The following is a 17,533-nucleotide window of genomic DNA, read 5'->3' as shown; positions in this document are numbered from 1 at the left end:
AAAAAGCGTGAGACAAAAGCAAAAATCCTATATTCGGCAGGTCGACATTATTTTTAACAATCAATTGATTTTCTGAGTAGGAAAAATAGTTCTTAAGTCCGGTGATGTGAAAATAAATTAGTTTTGGATGAGCTCGAAAACAAAATTGTAAGCACCATAACTCGCTGTTCTTGTAGACATGGTTGGTAAAATGAACGAACGCCGAAATGAAATATTAATAAAAATTATTCGATATGCTATTGCTGTTCCCTTTTTTTCTGGAGGAATAGTATTTATCTCTCAAGAAAAAATTCTCCCTGGTATACTCTCGATTCTGATCGGCATTATATTAACTCCTGCAATCGCAGATCCCATTGAAAGTAAATTTAATTTTTTACCGCTCAGTTTTCTCAGATTTATAGTTATACTTCTTCTATTAATGGCGATCAGCGCCACACTTTCACTGTAACAAAACCACTTTGATCAGGAAATCAAAAGAAAGTGTAAACAAAACAAAAATTAAAAATAAGAAATTGAAATGTTGATGAGCCAGAATTAGCTCATCTTTCAGTATTCTCTAGAGATCATATAGTCAGCAATCTGAAGGAGAAGCTCTTTTTCCGGACAGTCTCTGAGGACATCCAGTTTTGCTTTGCCTTCATTGATATATGAGATTGCAAGATTTTTCACATAATCAAGGGATCCGCATTCTGTCAGAGTCCTGACAGCGGCTTCAGTCTCTGCAAGAGTCGCTTCGCCTTTTCCGAAAATATCCAGCTTTACGCCTTTCTCAAAAGCGTTGATGACGATAAGGGTATGTTTTCCTTCCATGAGATCACTGCCCCTTACCTTTCCCAGTACTTCTTCAGGTGCGGTCATGTCAAGGACGTCATCATACATCTGGAAGCCAATCCCTATAAGACGCCCGTACTCGGACAAAGCCTCAGCAACTTCATCAGAAGCCCCTCCGAGAATGGCTCCGATTTTAGCTGCAGCAGCATAAAGGACAGAGGTCTTCTTTTCCACCATCTCAAGGTATTCGGATTCCGTAACCTTTTTCCTTGTTTCGAAATCCATGTCGAGCCACTGCCCTTCACAGATTTCAGTGCAGGTCTTTGAAAGGATATCCATACACTTCAAAACCCTGGCAGGCTCGTTTTCGACTTTAGAGAGGATTTCGAAGGCTTTGGAATAAAGAGTGTCGCCGGCAAGAATTGCTCCGGCTTCTCCCCATTTTACATGGACTGCAGGCATTCCCCTGCGGATGTCATCCTTGTCCATTATGTCATCATGGATGAGGGTGAAATTATGCACAAGCTCCACTGCCACTGCTGCAGGCAAAACGGACTTGAGGTCGGAACCGACAGCTTCTGCTGCCAGGATAAGGACTGCCGGACGAAGGCGTTTCCCACCGGCGTCCACGAGGTAACGGGAAGCCCTGTACAGCTCCTCAGGACGGGTTACCGGAAGCAGTTCGTCAATTGCAGCATCAACATGGGAACTTCTCTTTTTAATTTCATTAACAAGCGTCATAAGCATCACAAGAACGGGGTTTTTCATTATAGAGTTATTCTTCTATATATAACACTTCACCGTTTCTGAGAAGGTGTACGGTATCTCCGAGTACATACCCCGCATCTTCTGCCATTTCGATATAATGCCCATGCATTTCCATATCTCCATGGGCAGGAATTACATGTTCGGGATTCACCATGCGAAGGAGCTCCCAATGGTCTTCCCTGTATGCGTGCCCTGACACGTGAACGTTATCATAAATCCTGCCGCCCTTCATCTTGAGTTTGGTTTCAAGAGCATAGCGGTTTGCCTGAGTCATCGGGCTTGGGATTACGTTTGCAGAGAAGATGATCCTGTCTCCGGGATCAATTGTATAGGGAGTTTCACCATTCGCGACTCTCACAAGGATAGAGCCTGGCTCTCCCTGGTGTCCTGTGACGATAGGCAGATACTTGTTTTTGCCTTCCTGCATGATGCGTTTGAATGCCCGGTCGACATCTTTTCTCGTGCCGTAGATCTCGACATTAGAGGGCAGCTCAAGATAACCGAGGTCCCTGGCAGCACCCACATAGCGTTCCATAGAACGGCCCATTAGTACAGGAATTCTGCCCATTTCTTCGGCAGCCTCAATAATCGCTTTTAGCCTGGCAATGTGAGATGCAAAGGTCGTAACAATCATCCCGACATCTGACTCTTCGGTTCCCAGCAGGACGTCCCTGACCATGTCTTTTGCGATCTGTTCCGAAGGAGTCTTGCCTGAGCGCCCGGCATTTGTGCTCTCAGTAATCATTGCAATAACCCCTTCCTTTCCGAGAGACTTGAAGCGGTCAAAGTCAGGAGCTTCCCCCATTGTAGGAGTCCTGTCCAGCTTGAAGTCGCAGGCATAAAGGACGGCACCTGCCGGAGTGTGAACTGCTGCAAGTACACAGTCAATAATGCTGTGCTGGACCCTGATGAACTCTATGGAAATGTCTTCCGTAACCTGGTAGGTCCCGCCTGCCTGAAGAGGAATAACCCTGTTGCAAACCTCAAACTTGCGCTCGGACTCTATCTGCTGCTTGATAATAGCTGCCGTATAGGGAGTGGCAAGTATAGGGGCATTATATCTGTGGGCAAGCTTCGGGATCGCACCTATGTGGTCAAGGTGTCCGTGAGTACAGACGATTGCCCTCACAGTCCCGTTGATTTCTTTCATAATAGTGTCATCAGGAATTGCCCCCATCTCGATCAGTTCAAGAGAATGCATTTTATCAATCTCGACATCCTCGTGGATTTGAACCCGGTCAAGCCTGAGCCCCATATCAAGAATGACAATATCTTCACCTATAATGACAGCAGTCATATTGCGGCCCATTTCGTTATAGCCGCCGACTGCAATAATACCTATTTCAGTCATATTTTTTAACCTCGTATTAACTTAGTGAATATCCTATCCTTTTGAAACCGAAACCTCAAAAACAGAGAAGGTAACGGCCTTAAATCAATGAGAATGAATGTAAACATGGAAAAGTACAGAAACATCTTTTTAGAAAAGTAACATTTAAAAGCACTTCTTATACCCTTAAGAAGTCCCCTTCTGAGTCAGATGCACCAGGCTGCAGTTTCTGACACAATTATATACATCAAATATATATTTGGTTCAGTATGCAAATATATTAACCTGTCAGAACTTACGGAAGTAACTATTATTCTGATCTCATGTAACCAGAATTTTCAGGGATTTTCAACCTTCAGGAAAATCCAACATGAGAATGCCCTATAAGCACATTCAGTATCCTTCCTTAGTCACAACTATTCTCAAAAAGCCTGATTCCAGACAGGCTCCAGATTAAGGGTAACTTCTACTTTTAAATGACTTCACTAAACTATCTTCTGAATTCCAGCGATTTATTATTCCATTTTCCAACAGCTTATTTTTACTCCAGCAGAGTATTTTATACTCTGAAATATTTCTGATATCCAGATGTTTTCCTGATTCAGCAAGAAATTCACTTCATTATCTGCTGAATGACTTTTATAATTGCTTCCTTATTTCAGTTAATTTATGAATAGTTCCTGATTAAATGAACTTAAGAAGTGACATTTAATTATCAATTTCTTAATTGATGCTGGGAATTATTTAGAGAAATTAATCTTAAATAAAGACCTTAAAGGACCAATTCTGAGAATTAATCCCTGAATAGATGATTTTTAAGGAGCGGTTTTCAAGAACTTTGCCCCGTTATTGTTTGTAAGGATTTTATCCCGTATATTGATCTTTAAACTGGTAATCTCATAAATTGTTCTGATGAAAGGGCAACCTTAAATTAATACTTTTAAGGATCTGATTCCTGCCCTATTATAAGGGTGACTTTGAATCAAGTCTTGTTCCGCGAAATTCTATCTGAGCTAAATCTATTCTGGTAATTATAGTTATCTGAATAAAGGTTTTATTGTACTCAGACCCTTTACCTGAAGGGAAAAAAGCGAATAACTTTTTTCCAGGCCAGGATCAGGGAAACAAACCATTTTTCGAATCAATATTGAACCGGCATTAACCAGTTAAGATCAAACTTAGCTAATATTAGCTATTTTCTTTTGAGACATTACTTCCGTTTTACCTATAAACATTGTCATGGAATAACCTGTGATGGAATGAAATATAATTGAATAATTTGTGATTGAATAAATCTATTGTGGGCTGCAAGTATATGAAATAAAGAAAGGGATAAGGACCTCATCCCTTTTCCATCAATTAAAGCGCGTTTGCGGGCAAAGAAAGGTCCTTTACATTGAATCCACGCTGTTCGAGGTATTCGCGCGTCCATCCGGTAACAACAACCGGTGCATTATGCAGAGCCTGGATATCCGCGCAGCCGCAGAGAAACATTGCAGCTTTGAACTCTTCAAGCATACAGGAAAGGACACTGATAACCGATTCTTTTCCTTTAAGGGAAGGCCCCACAAAAGGAAGAGCTGCACTTGCTGCACTTGCCCCGAGAGCAATGGACTTTGCAATATCAAGTCCATTCCTTACTCCACCAGTTGCGATAAGAGGAAGAGAAACCCTTGATTCTATGAGGCTGGCAACAGTCGGAATTCCAAAGTCCCAGAAAAGTTCTCCGAGGCGTTCAGAAACCGAATCCCTGCTTTCTTTCGCCCTGTAAACTTCAACTCCTGCCCAGCTTGTGCCTCCAGCGCCTCCGACATCAATTGCAGAGACTCCGGCTTTCTGAAGGAGAAGGGCATCTTCCCTGGAAATCCCTGCACCTGTTTCTTTTACGATCACCGGAGTTTTGATTTGAGAACATATTTCAGTAATCATGCCCAGGCAGCCTGTGGCATCCCTGTCCCCTTCGGGCTGGACGGCTTCCTGCAAGAAATTAAGGTGAATCGCAAGGGCATCGGCATCAATCATCTCAATGAGTTTTTCGACCCCTTCAACCCCGTACTGGCGGATCTGGGCAGCTCCAACGTTTCCGTAGACAAAGGCATTCGGAGCCTCGTCTCTGACAATCCTGAAAGAGTCTTCCTGAGCAGGGTCATCAATTGCTGCCCTCTGGCTGCCTACTCCGATCCCGACACCCATTTCCTCAGCTGCAGCCGCAAGTGCAGCGTTTACAGGAATTGTTTCAGGGTGGCCTCCCGTAATCGATGCAATTAAAAACGGGGCTTTAATGCGTTTTCCAAGGAAATCCACAGAAATATCAATCTCATCCATATTTAATTCCGGAAGTGCCCTGTGGATCAGGCTTACATCTTCAAATCCTGCCCTGACCCTCCGGGATTCAACCGGGCTTTCAGCACAGAGCTTCAGGTGCTCTATCTTTCGCCTGGAGGTAGTATTGATCATGCTTCATACCCTTTTATCCGGACTGATCCTGGTCCCTATGGATTCCCCACTTAAGAACCTGTAAATATTATCCGCTTTTCCTGCATTGAATATATGGGAAGTGATACTAGAATTTTTGCTGAGTTCAAGAAGTTCCATGACCTTCCCGAGCATCCCGCCTGTAACGTCTGTACTTCCGGAACCACCTATACAGTGCCGGAATTCTTCAAAGTTTGCAGGAGTGATCTCAGGCACGGGCTTTCCGTCCTTATCAAGCACCCCGTCCTCAGCCGAGCCCAGCCCAAGCCTGGTAATCCCTAGTTCCTTTGCCAGATAGGGAACGATCTGGTCTCCGGAAAGGATGCAGGTCCCGAGCTCCATGTCCATGGCAACATCTCCGTGAAGGACAGGGACAAAGCCCTTCTCAAGCATGAGCTTTATGCTGTCAAGGTACATGCTCTCTATTCTCCCGTTTCTGCACACAGCACAGCCCATAGGGTGAACGGCAATAGCCCGGACTCCAGAACTGTTCAGAGCACCCACTACCTTTGAAGCAAGTTTCTTTACGGATTCATGGGTTATAATAGCTCCTTCGGGGTCAAATGTCTTATCAAGCCCGTATCTTTTTGCATAGGTATGCCCGAAAGACCCTGCTCCGTGTACAATAATCATTTTTCCCCGGTACTGGGAAACTTCCTTTGCAATCCTCAAGAGGGCATCCTCTTTTACAACCCCTTCATATGCGCCTTTATCAGTAATAGCGCTGCCTCCCAGTTTAAGGATAACAGGTTCGGTTGAAGCGTTCATTATATCACTTGATGCCTTTTTAAAAATACTTTCAATTATTTTCAGGTATCATAATTCCAACGTCAATCAAATAAAAAGGTGAGATAAGAAGTGATTTTTTAGGGAAAATCTCCGTGGTAATCTGATCAGTCTACCTTCAGCCCCTGTTCCGTGGGCTTTGTAATAGTAGCTTTACCCCCTGCGTTTGCAATGGCTTCAGCCACCTGAGTACATTTCTGCGGTTCTGCGAGTGCAACCATACAGCCTCCGCCTCCGGCTCCCGTAATCTTTGCACCAAAAGCTCCTGCTGCCCTTGCAGAATATATCAGTTGAGAAAGCTCAAGGATATTTACTCCGAGTGCGTCAAGCAAGCCCTGGTTCACATTCATAAGCCTGCCAATGGAAGCGTAATCTCCGGAAAGCACAAGGTTTTCTCCGATTCTGGAGATCTTGCCAATAGAAGCCATGAGAGGTTCGATCAGTTCTGGGTAGCTCTCGCGAAGCTTTCTGACATTTGCTACAAGCTCTTTCGTAGAAGAAAATACTCCGGTATCCCCGACTACAATTCCGCAGTCAGGAGTTTTTAACTTTCTCCTTTCAGGGATTGTAACGACTCCTCCGAAAGTAGAAACATAGGTATCTGTAGGGCTTGCTGCACCCTGCACCTTTATCTCAATCTCATGCCCCAGTTTTGCAATCTCCTGAAGAGAAAGGCCGCATCCAAACAGTTTATTGAGAGCCCCTATGCTTGCAATCGTAACCGCAGCCGAGGAACCAAGCCCCGAACCCACAGGAATATCCGAATCAACAGTTAAAAAAACACCGTCTATGGGGACAAATTCCCTCATTTTCTCAATAACTGCAGAGACATAGGGATGTTTTTCAAAATCAAGACCAGTTCTGCCAATCTGTGACTGGATAATTATGGAGTCGCTTAACTCCGCCCGCACCCGGGTCCTTAACTCTACTGCACATGCTATTGCGGTTTCTCCGTAAACAACCGCATGTTCTCCGAAAAGATAGATTTTCCCGGGCGCAGAACACGAAATCATATTATTCCTCAACAGTTTTTTAATTTTTGCTGAATTTGAGCATGTTAAGTAATTAACTTTACCCTTAAATTATAGCTATGAGTAAAAGTAAAAATAGTATAAAAAAACCTATCCCTGATCTGACTCCATCCCGGGTTTTTTTTCCGAACAATCAAAAAATTCTGGCTTTTCTTTAAAATCCATCCGTTGCTTTGCAGTTATTCCACAATGATTGCAGCGTACCCGACAACAGCAGCCGTATCTCCGGAAACATCCCCGCTGTTTGCGTATTTAAGCAGAGTGGTTCTTGACCCTCCGAGCTTTTGAGAAGCCGAAAGCATTGCTGCAATGGGCCCGTATCCGCAAACCGAAGCATTTCTTCGATAAAGCCGGTCGTACATGCCAGGGATGTCGAAATTCAGGATAGCGTCTATGACCTCGGAATCTACCTCCTTTGCACGTTCGGCAGTCTCGTAGTGAGTGAAATCGCTGGACGCTATAATGACCGCACGTTTTCCACTTTCGGAAATAAGGTCGGCAACAAGGTTTCCTACCTCAACTGCAGTTTCTTCATCCTGCATGCCCATGCAGACAGGAAGAATCTTAAAATCTTTTCCGAAACGGTACTGAAGAAAAGGAAGCTGGACTTCAATAGAATGCTCGTACCTGTGCCCGAGTTCGTCTGCATCGACGATGCTCCCGAGAAACCCGTCGGCAAGTTCAAGGTCAACATCAATATTTCCAAGGGGAGTTTTCCACGTATCCCTGGATACTGATACTGGCGAACCGTATCCCGTATGGTTGGGACCAAAAAAGACATAGGTATCGGCTTCAGGGAGAGTTGCATAGACATGTGCAGCTACTTTCCCGGAATACATATACCCGGCGTGCGGGCAAACAGCCCCCAGGACTTTACGCTGCTGGAGCTCCAGTCCTTCAAAACATCGTTTAAGTTCTTTCTCCAGATTTTCACTGCGCAGGGGATAGAACTGCCCTGCAACTGCTGGCTGTCTCATTTCCAATCACCCATAATATAAGATATGGGCAATTTTTATAAACCCTTGCAGTATGCAGGACGGATGCCCCGGAATTAGAGCGGAGTTTCGAAATCTGTCAGCTCGTAATTGAAGATAGTATCATTGAGTCTGGAAACTTCCCTTGCAAGCAGCCAGTAGACAAGAGAGAGTGCTTTTCTACCCTTGTTGTTGGTTGGGATTACAAGGTCCACATTTGAGGTAAGGTTGTTTGTGTCACAGAGTGCTACAACAGGTACCCCAATGCTTGAAGCTTCCTTCAGGACCTGGGCATCTCCAGCCGGATCGGTTACGATTATAACGTCAGGCTCAAAGAAACCGTGGATCTGAGGGTTGGTAAGGGAACCTGGAATAAACCTTCCGAGCATTGCCCTTGTGCCGAGCGCCCTTGAGAACATTCTTGCAGGGTGCTGACCATACTGCCTTGAAGAGACTACAAGGATTCTGGAAGGATCATAGTGAGAAAGCAGTTTTGATGCAACTCTGATCCTTTCGTCTGTTGACTGGATATCAAGAACGTATAACCCATCAGTTCTGACCCTGTATACGAAACGCATCATGTCCTGAGTCTTCTGCTGGGTTCCGATGTGAACACCTGCTGCGAGGTATTCGTCAATAGATACAAGGGATGTGGACCCTTCTTTAACGGAAGCTGCTTCGTCCTCAGCTACAGGCACAGATCCGGTCTTTACTGCGGCTTCCTTTTCAGGTGCAGGTTTTGCTTCAGCCACGACATTTTCTTCAGGCAAAGGCTGTGCTCCGGTTTCCTCCTGCCCTGTCTGCTCAATTTCCTCCATAAAGTCACCTCATAATATATAGATCAACATTAAAATTCATTCAGCGTCTGAAAGTATCCCAATTACGTTTTTAGCTTTTCTTACGTTTAACCGTTATAGGAATAACTCCGGCCTTCAACTCTGCAATGGCTACACCCAGGGGGTCCAGCCGCCCGTCATCTTCAACCAGGACAGGAGCCCCCATTGCAATCTGCAATGATCTTGCACCTACAATTCGTGCACGCTCGAACCGGGTATAATTTTCCTTGACCAACAGATCACCCTTAAACTTAAAAACGCTCCGATGAGTTCCGATAATCGAGAAGCATGATAAATTTGACATATTCAGTACACACCTTAAAACCAGTACCCTTGAAAAGGGGAAAATGGGACCGCTGAGATTCGAACTCAGGTTCCGGCGTCCCGAACGCCGAAGGATGGACCAAGCTACCCTACGGTCCCTTACTGGTACGGTGAAAGCACGTCAACAAGTTCGACATGGCTCAGTAACATTCTGCGGCAGCAGTAGCGGGTGATCCCGAGATCATCCAGCACTGCAGCAGCTTCTTCGCCGTCGCTGACGCGTCTTTTGTACTCATCCCAATAGTTAGAGATTACTTTTCCACATGAGAAACATCGGACTGGGATCATAACTTTCCTTACCTGTAAGATTTCTGATATTTAGCTCTGGCTCCAGGACCACCGAAGTTCTTGGATTCTTTCTGCCTGGAATCGCTTACAAGTAAATTGCGGTCATAGGCTGCAAAGTTGTCTCTGATGGTTGTGTCATTTGTCCATTCCACTATACCACGGGCAACTGCAGTCCTTACTGCGTTAGCCTGCCCAACGATTCCACCGCCCTGAACGTCAACATTGATGTCGAGCCCGGAAACAACCTCGTTTCCTGCAATAAGCAGAGGCTCGGAGATTTTCATCATTGCAAGCTCGGGTTTATAGAGCTCGAGCGGAATTTTGTTGATCCTGACCTTACCGGTACCTTTCGTGACTGTTGCACGTGCAGTTGCAGTCTTGTGCTTTCCAGATGAATTAACTACTTTGACCATGAGGACTCACCCATTAGAACTTTGAACCCATTTTCTGGCTCACTTCACCAAGCTCCATGTACTTGCTGGAACTCAGAAGCCTCATGTCGGCATCTGCGATGGTGATTGTCTCAGCACCCTTAAGTTCGTAGGGGACACCTACATAGACTTTGAGCCTGGACATTGCGTCTCTGCCTCTTGCTCTCTTATAGGGCAGCATGCCACGAATAGTCCTCTTCAGAATGCGGTCCGGACGCTTCGGGAAGTAAGGCCCGAATTCCGTTGCACCCCTTTCCCGGGTTTCCCGGTATTCTCTAAGAGTGGCTGCCCTTGAGCCAGAAATGATGGCTTTTTCGGCGTTTATGATATAAACTTTCTCGTCTCCTGAAAGCAACTGTTTTGCAACTGAACTTGCAAGACGCCCCAGAATAAGCCCTTTTGCATCGATAACCGTCATCTTCGTCACCTCAGCGGAAAATCCGGATACCGGACCCTTTTGGATTTGCTTCCATGATCTCTTCGAGACTCAGGCACTTGCCGCCGGCTTCAGTGATCTTTTCAAATGCAGATTCACTGAATGTTACAGCCGCAACGGTAACAGGATGATCAAGAAGACCTGCACCCAGAACCTTACCAGGGACAAGCAGTACATCATCTTCAGCAGTGTGCCTGTTGATCTTGCTTATATTCACAGCCGCATAGTTTCTGGACGGCGCCTCAAGACTTTTCGCAATATCCTTCCAGATGGGGGCAGAATTTCCATTTGCCCTCTCTTTCAGGGTAAGAATCAGGGAAACGATTCTTGGATTTGTTTTTCTTGTAAGTTTTACCAGTGATTTTTTACCCAATGTATGTTCCTCCGCAAGATTTATTAAAATCTCACTCACGCGGAAAAAAAATCCCGATCGCGTTCGAACATCGCCATGACTGCCGCAGCACAGAAGCCCGGGGCAATAAATTAAATATCAAGCGATTAGTCGGATTGGTATGATGTGAATAACATTTCTAGTACATAAAGATTATGCGTAATCGGAAAAGCCAAGTACAGCCCTGAAAACCTTATCAAATATCCCTTCTATGCTGCACCCGAACTTCTTTGCCACGATAAGTGCAACTATCCTGATGTCCACAAGATAAGAAAGCCGTTCCTGCATGGAATTTATTTCGGAAACCAGCCTCTGCTTGTTTATTCCAGTATCTGCGGAAATAAAGTCGAGGATCTGCTCAAAGGAAATTTCCTCTTTGTGACGTCCGGAATTCCCGGGTTTATTTTTAAGTTCAAGAAAATTCTCAGGAGGCTTAAAAGCATGGGGAAGCCGGACACTTTCAACATCAAAACATGGTACAATTACACCGTCTTTCATGGAAAGCAACCCTGCTTCAAGAGCACGGGCCTTTACCTCAGAAGCGGTTTTCGGGGAAAACCATTTCAGATCAAAAGCAAGGGAAAACTCAAAGTCTTTTTCCGAAAGGGAAGCTGCAAGATTTTTCTTAAAAGGAGCCGAAACAACATGTTTAAGTTCTTCCATTCACGAACCTCGAAAAAATAACTGGCACCGTAAAGGATAGCATGATAGTATAATATATAGTTCCGCAGCGGTTCAGTTTAAGATTCAGGAAAATTCCAGGAAAAAGTAAATGTCTCCGGCACAGAAACATCAAGACTGCACCGGAAAGAGATATTTTTTGGAATAATCCTTTACTTCGGCTTAGGATTTCAGAAGGGTCACAAGCTTGGCATTAAGAATACCGGGGACCTGACTGACCTCATCAAGGATAGCATCAGAAACATCGGAGTCAACATTAAGGACCATCATGGTCACGCCTCCGACTTCGGACCTTCCGACCTGCATGCCTGAGATATTGATGTTGTTTTTGCCGAGAACAAGGCAGCATGGACCTATTACGTTCGGCCTGTTAATGTGTTTGGCAAAGATCATGCGCCCGGCAGGGAAGATATCCAGCTTGTCTTCATCAACGGAAACGATCTTTGGCTCATCTCCAACAACAGTTCCGGCAACCAGCTTTGAAGTTTCTGCACTGGTAAGTCTGATGCTCATAGTGGAAGAATATTCCTCTGCAGATTCGGATTTGCTTTCAACGACAGCAATCTTTCTGGACTTTGCAAGGGTTGGAGCATTAACGTAATTGACCCCGGCTCCGAGAGCCATTTCAAGCAGCCCTTTGAGTGCTGAAACTGTGAGAGGCCTGGTATCTTTTCCGGAAATCTCTCCATTGTATCCGATTTCTACTTTTTCGTAGTTGCCGTCTACGAGCTGGCCTGCAATTTTGCCCATAATCTCTGCAAGCCTTATGTACGGAGCAAGAACTGCCATGGCTTCGGGCTTTACGGACGGGATATTGATAGCATTCTTTGCAAGCCCGCCGGAAAGGACAGAAACAACTTCCCTGGCAATATCGATTGCAACATTAACCTGGGCTTCCTGTGTGGAGGCACCGAGGTGAGGTGTTACAATAACGTTGTCAAAGTTGAGGAGAGGGCTGGCGAAAGGAGGCTCTTCGACAAACACGTCAATGGCTGCTCCACCTACTTTGCCGCTTTCAAGGGCTCTTGCAAGAGCTTCTTCGCTGATAATGCCTCCGCGGGCGCAGTTGATAATCCTGACTCCCTTTTTCATAAGGCCAAACTGTTCGTCATCGAGAATGTTTCTGGTTTCCTTGATAAGGGGGGTGTGCACTGTTATGTAGTCAGCCTCTTTTGCGATCTCATTAACCGTAGCCAGCTTGACTCCGAGTTCCATAGCCCTCTTCTCAGAGATAAAGGGGTCGTATCCCATAAGGTTCATTTCAAGACCTGAAGCCCTCTTTGCAACCTCAGACCCTATTCTTCCAAGGCCTATAATTCCCAGGGTCTTGCCCTTGACCTCAACGCCCATGAACTTGTTGCGCTTCCATTCCCTGGCTTTCAGGGAAGCATTTGCCTGAGGGATATTCCTCGACATTGCCATCATCATGGCAATTGTGTGTTCTGCTGCCGAAATCATGTTTCCTTCGGGAGCATTGGTCACGATGATACCTTTCTTTGTGGCTGCGTCCACATCTACATTGTCGACTCCGACCCCTGCCCTTCCGATAACTTTCAGGTTGTCAGCAGCCTCGATTATTCTCTGAGTAACCTGGGTACCGCTGCGTATTACAAGGGCGTCGTAGCCTTTGATCTTTTCCACCAGCTCATCTTCAGAGAGCCCGGTGCAGACGTCAACATTAAAGTGTTCTTTTAGAATCTCCAAACCTTCATTGGAGAGTGAGTCGCTGACTAATACTTTCATGTCAATTTCTCCGGTAAATACGATAAATATGAGATGCTAAATCTTAACAAAGAATACCAATCAACTTAATCACACTTAAGCGTTGTCACAAGTTTTTGGACGAGAATACCTGCTTTCAGGATCGGTACATCCCGGTCCTGGAGTTAACCTACAAGCCTTATAATCCCGATTTTCGGCTCATAGCACTGCCCTCCTGCAAGAAGAGAACGGACAACTTCTTCCACAACCTCTTCAGGAACGCCTCTTGAAATTGCAGCGTCTACAAAAGAGGCATAATCAACTCCTTTGCCTCCTCCCATTTCCCTGAGCAGTTCAAGTACAAACTCCTTCTGGTCGACCCTGGATTCTGCAGTATCTTCAGATTCAAGACTGAGAACCCTGAGCCCTTCCCTGATAGAAGCCCTGAGCTGTTTTGCAAATTCCCGGGGGGCGCTATCCCTTTCAAGAGCAATGGAAATCCCTTCGGCAAGGTCTTCGGAAACCCCTTTTTCAAGCAGGTATTCCCTGAGTGTTTCTCCGCGATATCCGCTTGCAAGTGCATCTGAAAAAGCCTCAAGCCTGTCAACGGTCTGTTCCGCAGTATCAACAACCCACCTGTTGCGGATCTCTTCATCCACCACATTTGCCTCTTCTGCCCGGATAGAAATAAAAACCGACCCTGGTTCGGGCTCGTAGATCCTGGCTTTTCCCGTGAGGGCTATGAAAGCAGGAGGCTGGACCGTTGAAAAGAAAATAGAAGCATCGGGCTGGAACTGCCCTGCGTATACCGTAAAAGCCCCTGTCGGATCGACTATGCGGGCTTTCCACATTTCGTTTTGAGTGCCGATGCTGTCAAGTTCGGTAAGTACCCCGACTGCAAAGACCCGGTTGAGAATAAGTCCCAGAGGGCTGATAAGCAGGTTAGGGGATTTGGAATCGGCTTCGGATACAGACCTTTCCGATTTATCAAGTTCCCTGCAGGCTTCAAATTCCTTTGCAAAAACCCTTTTTGCGATTTCCCGCTTAAGCAAAGCTTACTCCTCCCCCGGAAACTTCTGGACCCTGCTCTTCTTCATCCGGACCGAGCCTTCGCAACAGCTCAACAACCCTGACATCCAGGTCATCTTCAGGCACCCACGCGTGTTCTGCAACAAAAGAAATCCCATATTCCCCATTTGAGGAATTCCCGCGCACTGCGAGATATCGGCCTGTAAGAAAACGCCTCAGGTCTTCGTAAACAGCATCTTTGGAAATATCGGAAAACATGAGCTGTTCGGCTTCTTCAAGTGTTTTCCCGTAAATAATTTCTGCAAGCTCCCTTGGAAACATGACTGACATTGCCCCTGTCCCGTCATCCAGCACAGCTTTGATCCGCATGTCCCTTATTCCCTCAACTTTTCCGTGCACCCTGCAGTTTGCTTTCTGAATAACACGGCTGCATTCGGGACAGCGGGAAATGATCCCCGACCCCGGCCTGACAGAAACGACATTGCCTGCTGTAACCACATCAAACATGCTGTCCCTTGAGGCTATTTCTTCAATTTTCAGGGGTGCAGGGTCTTTTGCAGCGGATTCGAAAGTGAAAGCAAGCTTGTCGGCGTCTTCAGCAGCAACTGAAGAGACTTTAGTGCTGCTGACGAGATTTATCGAAGGCATTCCCCTGAACATGCGGATCTGGGCTCCTTCGATCCTGATTATGCTTCCTATGTCAATTCCTGGAAGTTCAACCCAGGCTGTGAAAGGCAGCCTTGCAGTCTCATCTGCAAGCACCCCGGAAATCACTTTTGACTGCTTGCCCCTTACAGAGACTTCCCTGTGGGAAAGCTGAAGTACGCAGGCTGCGGTGTTTACGGAAAAGTCCGCAGCTCCTATATCAATTAATTTCTTTGCAGGGGTTCTGGAAAGTTCGGAAAGCAGCGGGAGGGAAGAGTCAGAAACTTTAGATACCAGAGACTGTTCCCCGATAGAGAGCCTTATCCTGTTCTGCCAGAGGCGGGTATAGGCATTTTTTATATTGATTACATCTCCGACCGAGCCCGGAAGTTCTTTCCAGGAAGAAAACATGACAGAACCCGTTTCGTCTGCAAGAACCCCTGTATACAGCTTTGAAGGCCCTTCCCTAACACCTTCCTGAGGGCGGAGTGGCTTTTCTCCTATATCCAGGATTCTGCCTGTTATTTCAAAATTCTTAAGAGAAGCTGAAAGGTCTTTTACTTTCAAAATTCTCCATTTCCCACCGAACTTGCGGAGTATAGTCTCCTTTGCAACCTCAGGTGAGACACGAAAAGCAAGAAGCTTATCAAATTCTGCCCGGATGCCAGTCTTCTCTAGATCTCCAAGCGCCCTGGTTAGTTCTTCAAGATGGGGCGCAGTTTTTTCATCCATTTTAAGCCTCCATTTGAGACAATAATAAAACAGTTCAGATATAAGGTTTTTAGGTTTTAAGAGTTTCAGGTTTTAAGAGTTTCAGGTTTTACAATCCGGTTCATCATAACCGACCAGTTCAAACAAATTCGCTTTTTTAAACATTAATGTTCTTACTGTTCAAGAATGATTGTTCAGAATTCAGGATTCCAAAAATATATCTTTTCAGACAAAATCTTTTTCCTGACAAAATATTGAAAGAATCATCTATGAAAAATAAACAGGAGTTATGCCTGAAAAAAGGGTAAGATCCATCCTGAAAAATGGACAAAATCCGAAAAAGAGAAATCTGAGGCTTTCAAAAACATAAAACAAAATTAAGAGATAATAAAGAAACGGAAGAGTAAAAGGGGAAACTAAAGATGGAAAATATAAAAGAAAAGAAATCACAGGCATCAAAAATAACAGCTGCCCTTATTCTGGCAGTCGTATTCATGTCTTCTGCAGCTTCTGCAGCAAATTTACATGTGGACCCTGAAGCAGAAGAAGGATATACAACAATACAGTCTGCCGTAGATGCTGCAAATGCCGGAGATACTATTTTTGTAAGCCAGGCAACGTACGTTGAGAACCTCAAAATCGACAAACAGGTGAGAATCTGGTCTGATTCGAGGAACCCTGAAAATACGGTTATAAAACCTGCTGACCCTGCGGAAAGTACCGTAGAAATAACTGCTAACAGGGTAACTTTCAGCGGGTTCGGAGTGGAAGATTCGGAAAAAGCAGGGATTTTATTGACAGGAGCCACAAACTGTTATGTTAACAATAACAGGGTTCAAAATTCTGAGTACGGAATCCTTCTGCAGGATGCAAAGAGCAATGACATAAACGGGAATATCATAACCCTGAATGAAGCAGGAGTCAGACTCGAAGGCTCAAACTCAAACACGATACAGAAAAACCTTATTGCTTACAACTACGGTCCCGGGATTTCCCTTGAAGAAAGCAGCAGGAACATAATTTACAATAATTACCTCAAAAACGCCGAAAATGTTGAAGACAATGCCGTAAACGCAGACAACACCTGGCAGAGCACTCTTTCAACCAAAAAGAACCTTATCAAGGGCCCTTATATCGGCGGGAATTTCTGGGCAGACCTTGAAGGCACAGGCTACAGCGAGACCTGCAAAGATGAAAACAGCAACGGGATATGTGATGCTTCATACTCGGTAGCCGGAGGAGGATCCGATAAATCCCCGCTATTCCCGAAAGTCCCGAGTGCTGTAACCGCCCTGGAAAACAAACTGGACGCCGAAGCTTATGAAAATGGCATGGCAGCCAGAGAAGGAGCAGTAAATGAGACTGTGGCCCCTGTAGAAAGAGAGGCAGAAGAAAACGTAACTGCTGAAGGAAATGAAACTAATGAAACAGAAGAAAAAGGAGCCCCGGCACCGGGTATTGGATTTACAGTTCTTGCAGCAGGAGCGGTTTATTTCCTGAAGCGGAAAAGGTAAAAAGAAGAGAAAAAGGCTTACCCGGGCATCCCACAGAAGAACTGAAAGATTTCCAACTTAACTGGAGTAAAAGTTCGAAATGGGCAATAGATTCAGGGTCAGTTGTGGAAAAAGTCCGAAAAAGCTAAATCTGCCAGAACAAGGTAAAAAATCAGTTTTGTCAGATAAGATCAAAGATCCAGATATCCGTTATCATTGATTTTTTTTAGTGGTTTTATTAAGAATAGTGAATAAAAACTACTTAAGAATTAAAAAGGATAAGAAGGCAGGTCAGTTAGAGACGTTATTCTTATCCGTGAACTTATTTTACTATATATCGAACGTGTTCCGTTGTGTATGTTGAGTTAGTTTTTAAGAGAGCCGTATCCGTATCCTTTTGCTACCCAGTTCTCAACACTGTGATCAGATGGT

Annotated in this window: 18 protein-coding genes and 1 tRNA gene; 2 read left to right on the top strand and 17 right to left on the bottom strand. The window is 45.1% G+C overall.

Annotation, left to right across the window (positions count from 1 at the left end; genetic code table 11):
* The first annotated feature begins 178 nt into the window (after window positions 1–178).
* Entirely contained in the window at window positions 179–448 is a 270-nt protein-coding gene (locus PLL47_RS05980) for a hypothetical protein (RefSeq protein WP_324445288.1), read from the top strand.
* A 98-nt stretch (window positions 449–546) separates the two neighbouring features.
* Here the strand turns inward: PLL47_RS05980 and PLL47_RS05975 are convergent, their stop codons facing one another.
* The 17 genes from PLL47_RS05975 to PLL47_RS05895 all read right to left on the bottom strand — a co-directional run bounded on the left by PLL47_RS05975 (window position 547) and on the right by PLL47_RS05895 (window position 15,629).
* Window positions 547–1,512 carry a polyprenyl synthetase family protein gene (locus PLL47_RS05975; RefSeq protein ID WP_324445320.1) on the bottom strand — a complete coding sequence of 322 codons (966 nt, stop codon included), beginning with the start codon at window positions 1,510–1,512 and terminating at the stop codon, window positions 547–549.
* 34 nt (window positions 1,513–1,546) lie between these two features.
* Complete coding sequence (locus tag PLL47_RS05970) at window positions 1,547–2,890, bottom strand: RNase J family beta-CASP ribonuclease (protein ID WP_324445287.1); 1,344 nt, start codon at window positions 2,888–2,890, stop codon at window positions 1,547–1,549.
* A 1,338-nt stretch (window positions 2,891–4,228) separates the two neighbouring features.
* A complete protein-coding gene (gene fni, locus PLL47_RS05965) occupies window positions 4,229–5,326 on the bottom strand; it encodes a type 2 isopentenyl-diphosphate Delta-isomerase (RefSeq protein WP_324445286.1) in 1,098 nt (365 codons plus the stop codon).
* A gap of 3 nt (window positions 5,327–5,329) precedes the next feature.
* Window positions 5,330–6,112: an isopentenyl phosphate kinase gene (locus PLL47_RS05960; protein ID WP_324445285.1), complete on the bottom strand. Its 783-nt coding sequence runs from the start codon at window positions 6,110–6,112 to the stop codon at window positions 5,330–5,332.
* Between the two features lie 125 nt (window positions 6,113–6,237).
* Window positions 6,238–7,143, bottom strand: a complete 906-nt coding sequence (locus tag PLL47_RS05955; RefSeq protein ID WP_324445284.1) for a mevalonate kinase — start codon at window positions 7,141–7,143, stop codon at window positions 6,238–6,240.
* A gap of 197 nt (window positions 7,144–7,340) precedes the next feature.
* A complete protein-coding gene (locus PLL47_RS05950; RefSeq protein ID WP_324445283.1) occupies window positions 7,341–8,144 on the bottom strand; it encodes an MEMO1 family protein in 804 nt (267 codons plus the stop codon).
* A 68-nt stretch (window positions 8,145–8,212) separates the two neighbouring features.
* Window positions 8,213–8,953, bottom strand: a complete 741-nt coding sequence (gene rpsB, locus PLL47_RS05945; protein WP_324445282.1) for a 30S ribosomal protein S2 — start codon at window positions 8,951–8,953, stop codon at window positions 8,213–8,215.
* A gap of 70 nt (window positions 8,954–9,023) precedes the next feature.
* Window positions 9,024–9,206: a DNA-directed RNA polymerase subunit K gene (locus tag PLL47_RS05940; protein WP_324445281.1), complete on the bottom strand. Its 183-nt coding sequence runs from the start codon at window positions 9,204–9,206 to the stop codon at window positions 9,024–9,026.
* 113 nt (window positions 9,207–9,319) lie between these two features.
* Window positions 9,320–9,394: transfer RNA gene (locus PLL47_RS05935), tRNA-Pro, on the bottom strand.
* Entirely contained in the window at window positions 9,395–9,583 is a 189-nt protein-coding gene (locus PLL47_RS05930) for a DNA-directed RNA polymerase subunit N (protein WP_324445280.1), read from the bottom strand.
* 8 nt (window positions 9,584–9,591) lie between these two features.
* Complete coding sequence (locus PLL47_RS05925) at window positions 9,592–9,996, bottom strand: 30S ribosomal protein S9 (RefSeq protein ID WP_324445279.1); 405 nt, start codon at window positions 9,994–9,996, stop codon at window positions 9,592–9,594.
* Window positions 9,997–10,009: 13 nt separating this feature from the next.
* Window positions 10,010–10,432 carry a 50S ribosomal protein L13 gene (locus PLL47_RS05920; protein ID WP_324445278.1) on the bottom strand — a complete coding sequence of 141 codons (423 nt, stop codon included), beginning with the start codon at window positions 10,430–10,432 and terminating at the stop codon, window positions 10,010–10,012.
* Between the two features lie 10 nt (window positions 10,433–10,442).
* The gene (locus tag PLL47_RS05915; protein WP_324445277.1) at window positions 10,443–10,823 is read right to left on the bottom strand and encodes a 50S ribosomal protein L18e; all 381 of its coding nucleotides are present in this window, start codon (window positions 10,821–10,823) and stop codon (window positions 10,443–10,445) included.
* Between the two features lie 171 nt (window positions 10,824–10,994).
* Complete coding sequence (locus PLL47_RS05910; protein WP_324445276.1) at window positions 10,995–11,504, bottom strand: DUF2240 family protein; 510 nt, start codon at window positions 11,502–11,504, stop codon at window positions 10,995–10,997.
* Window positions 11,505–11,684: 180 nt separating this feature from the next.
* Window positions 11,685–13,265 (bottom strand): phosphoglycerate dehydrogenase, encoded by a 1,581-nt coding sequence (gene serA / locus PLL47_RS05905; RefSeq protein ID WP_324445275.1) that lies wholly within the window; start codon window positions 13,263–13,265, stop codon window positions 11,685–11,687.
* 143 nt (window positions 13,266–13,408) lie between these two features.
* Window positions 13,409–14,275 carry an RPA family protein gene (locus PLL47_RS05900; protein WP_324445274.1) on the bottom strand — a complete coding sequence of 289 codons (867 nt, stop codon included), beginning with the start codon at window positions 14,273–14,275 and terminating at the stop codon, window positions 13,409–13,411.
* Complete coding sequence (locus tag PLL47_RS05895) at window positions 14,268–15,629, bottom strand: Single-stranded DNA binding protein (protein WP_324445273.1); 1,362 nt, start codon at window positions 15,627–15,629, stop codon at window positions 14,268–14,270. The genes PLL47_RS05900 and PLL47_RS05895 overlap by 8 nt, the downstream gene beginning before the upstream one ends.
* A 401-nt stretch (window positions 15,630–16,030) precedes the next feature.
* On the opposite strand from PLL47_RS05895, the gene PLL47_RS05890 reads away from it, so the two are divergent.
* Window positions 16,031–17,122, top strand: a complete 1,092-nt coding sequence (locus tag PLL47_RS05890) for a NosD domain-containing protein (RefSeq protein ID WP_324445272.1) — start codon at window positions 16,031–16,033, stop codon at window positions 17,120–17,122.
* Window positions 17,123–17,533 lie beyond the last annotated feature (411 nt).

The sequence above is a fragment of the Methanosarcina sp. genome, from assembly GCF_035390745.1.
GTDB lineage: Archaea > Halobacteriota > Methanosarcinia > Methanosarcinales > Methanosarcinaceae > Methanosarcina.
Note: the sequence above shows the minus strand (reverse complement) of the source record. Positions and strands in the feature narration are given on the sequence as shown.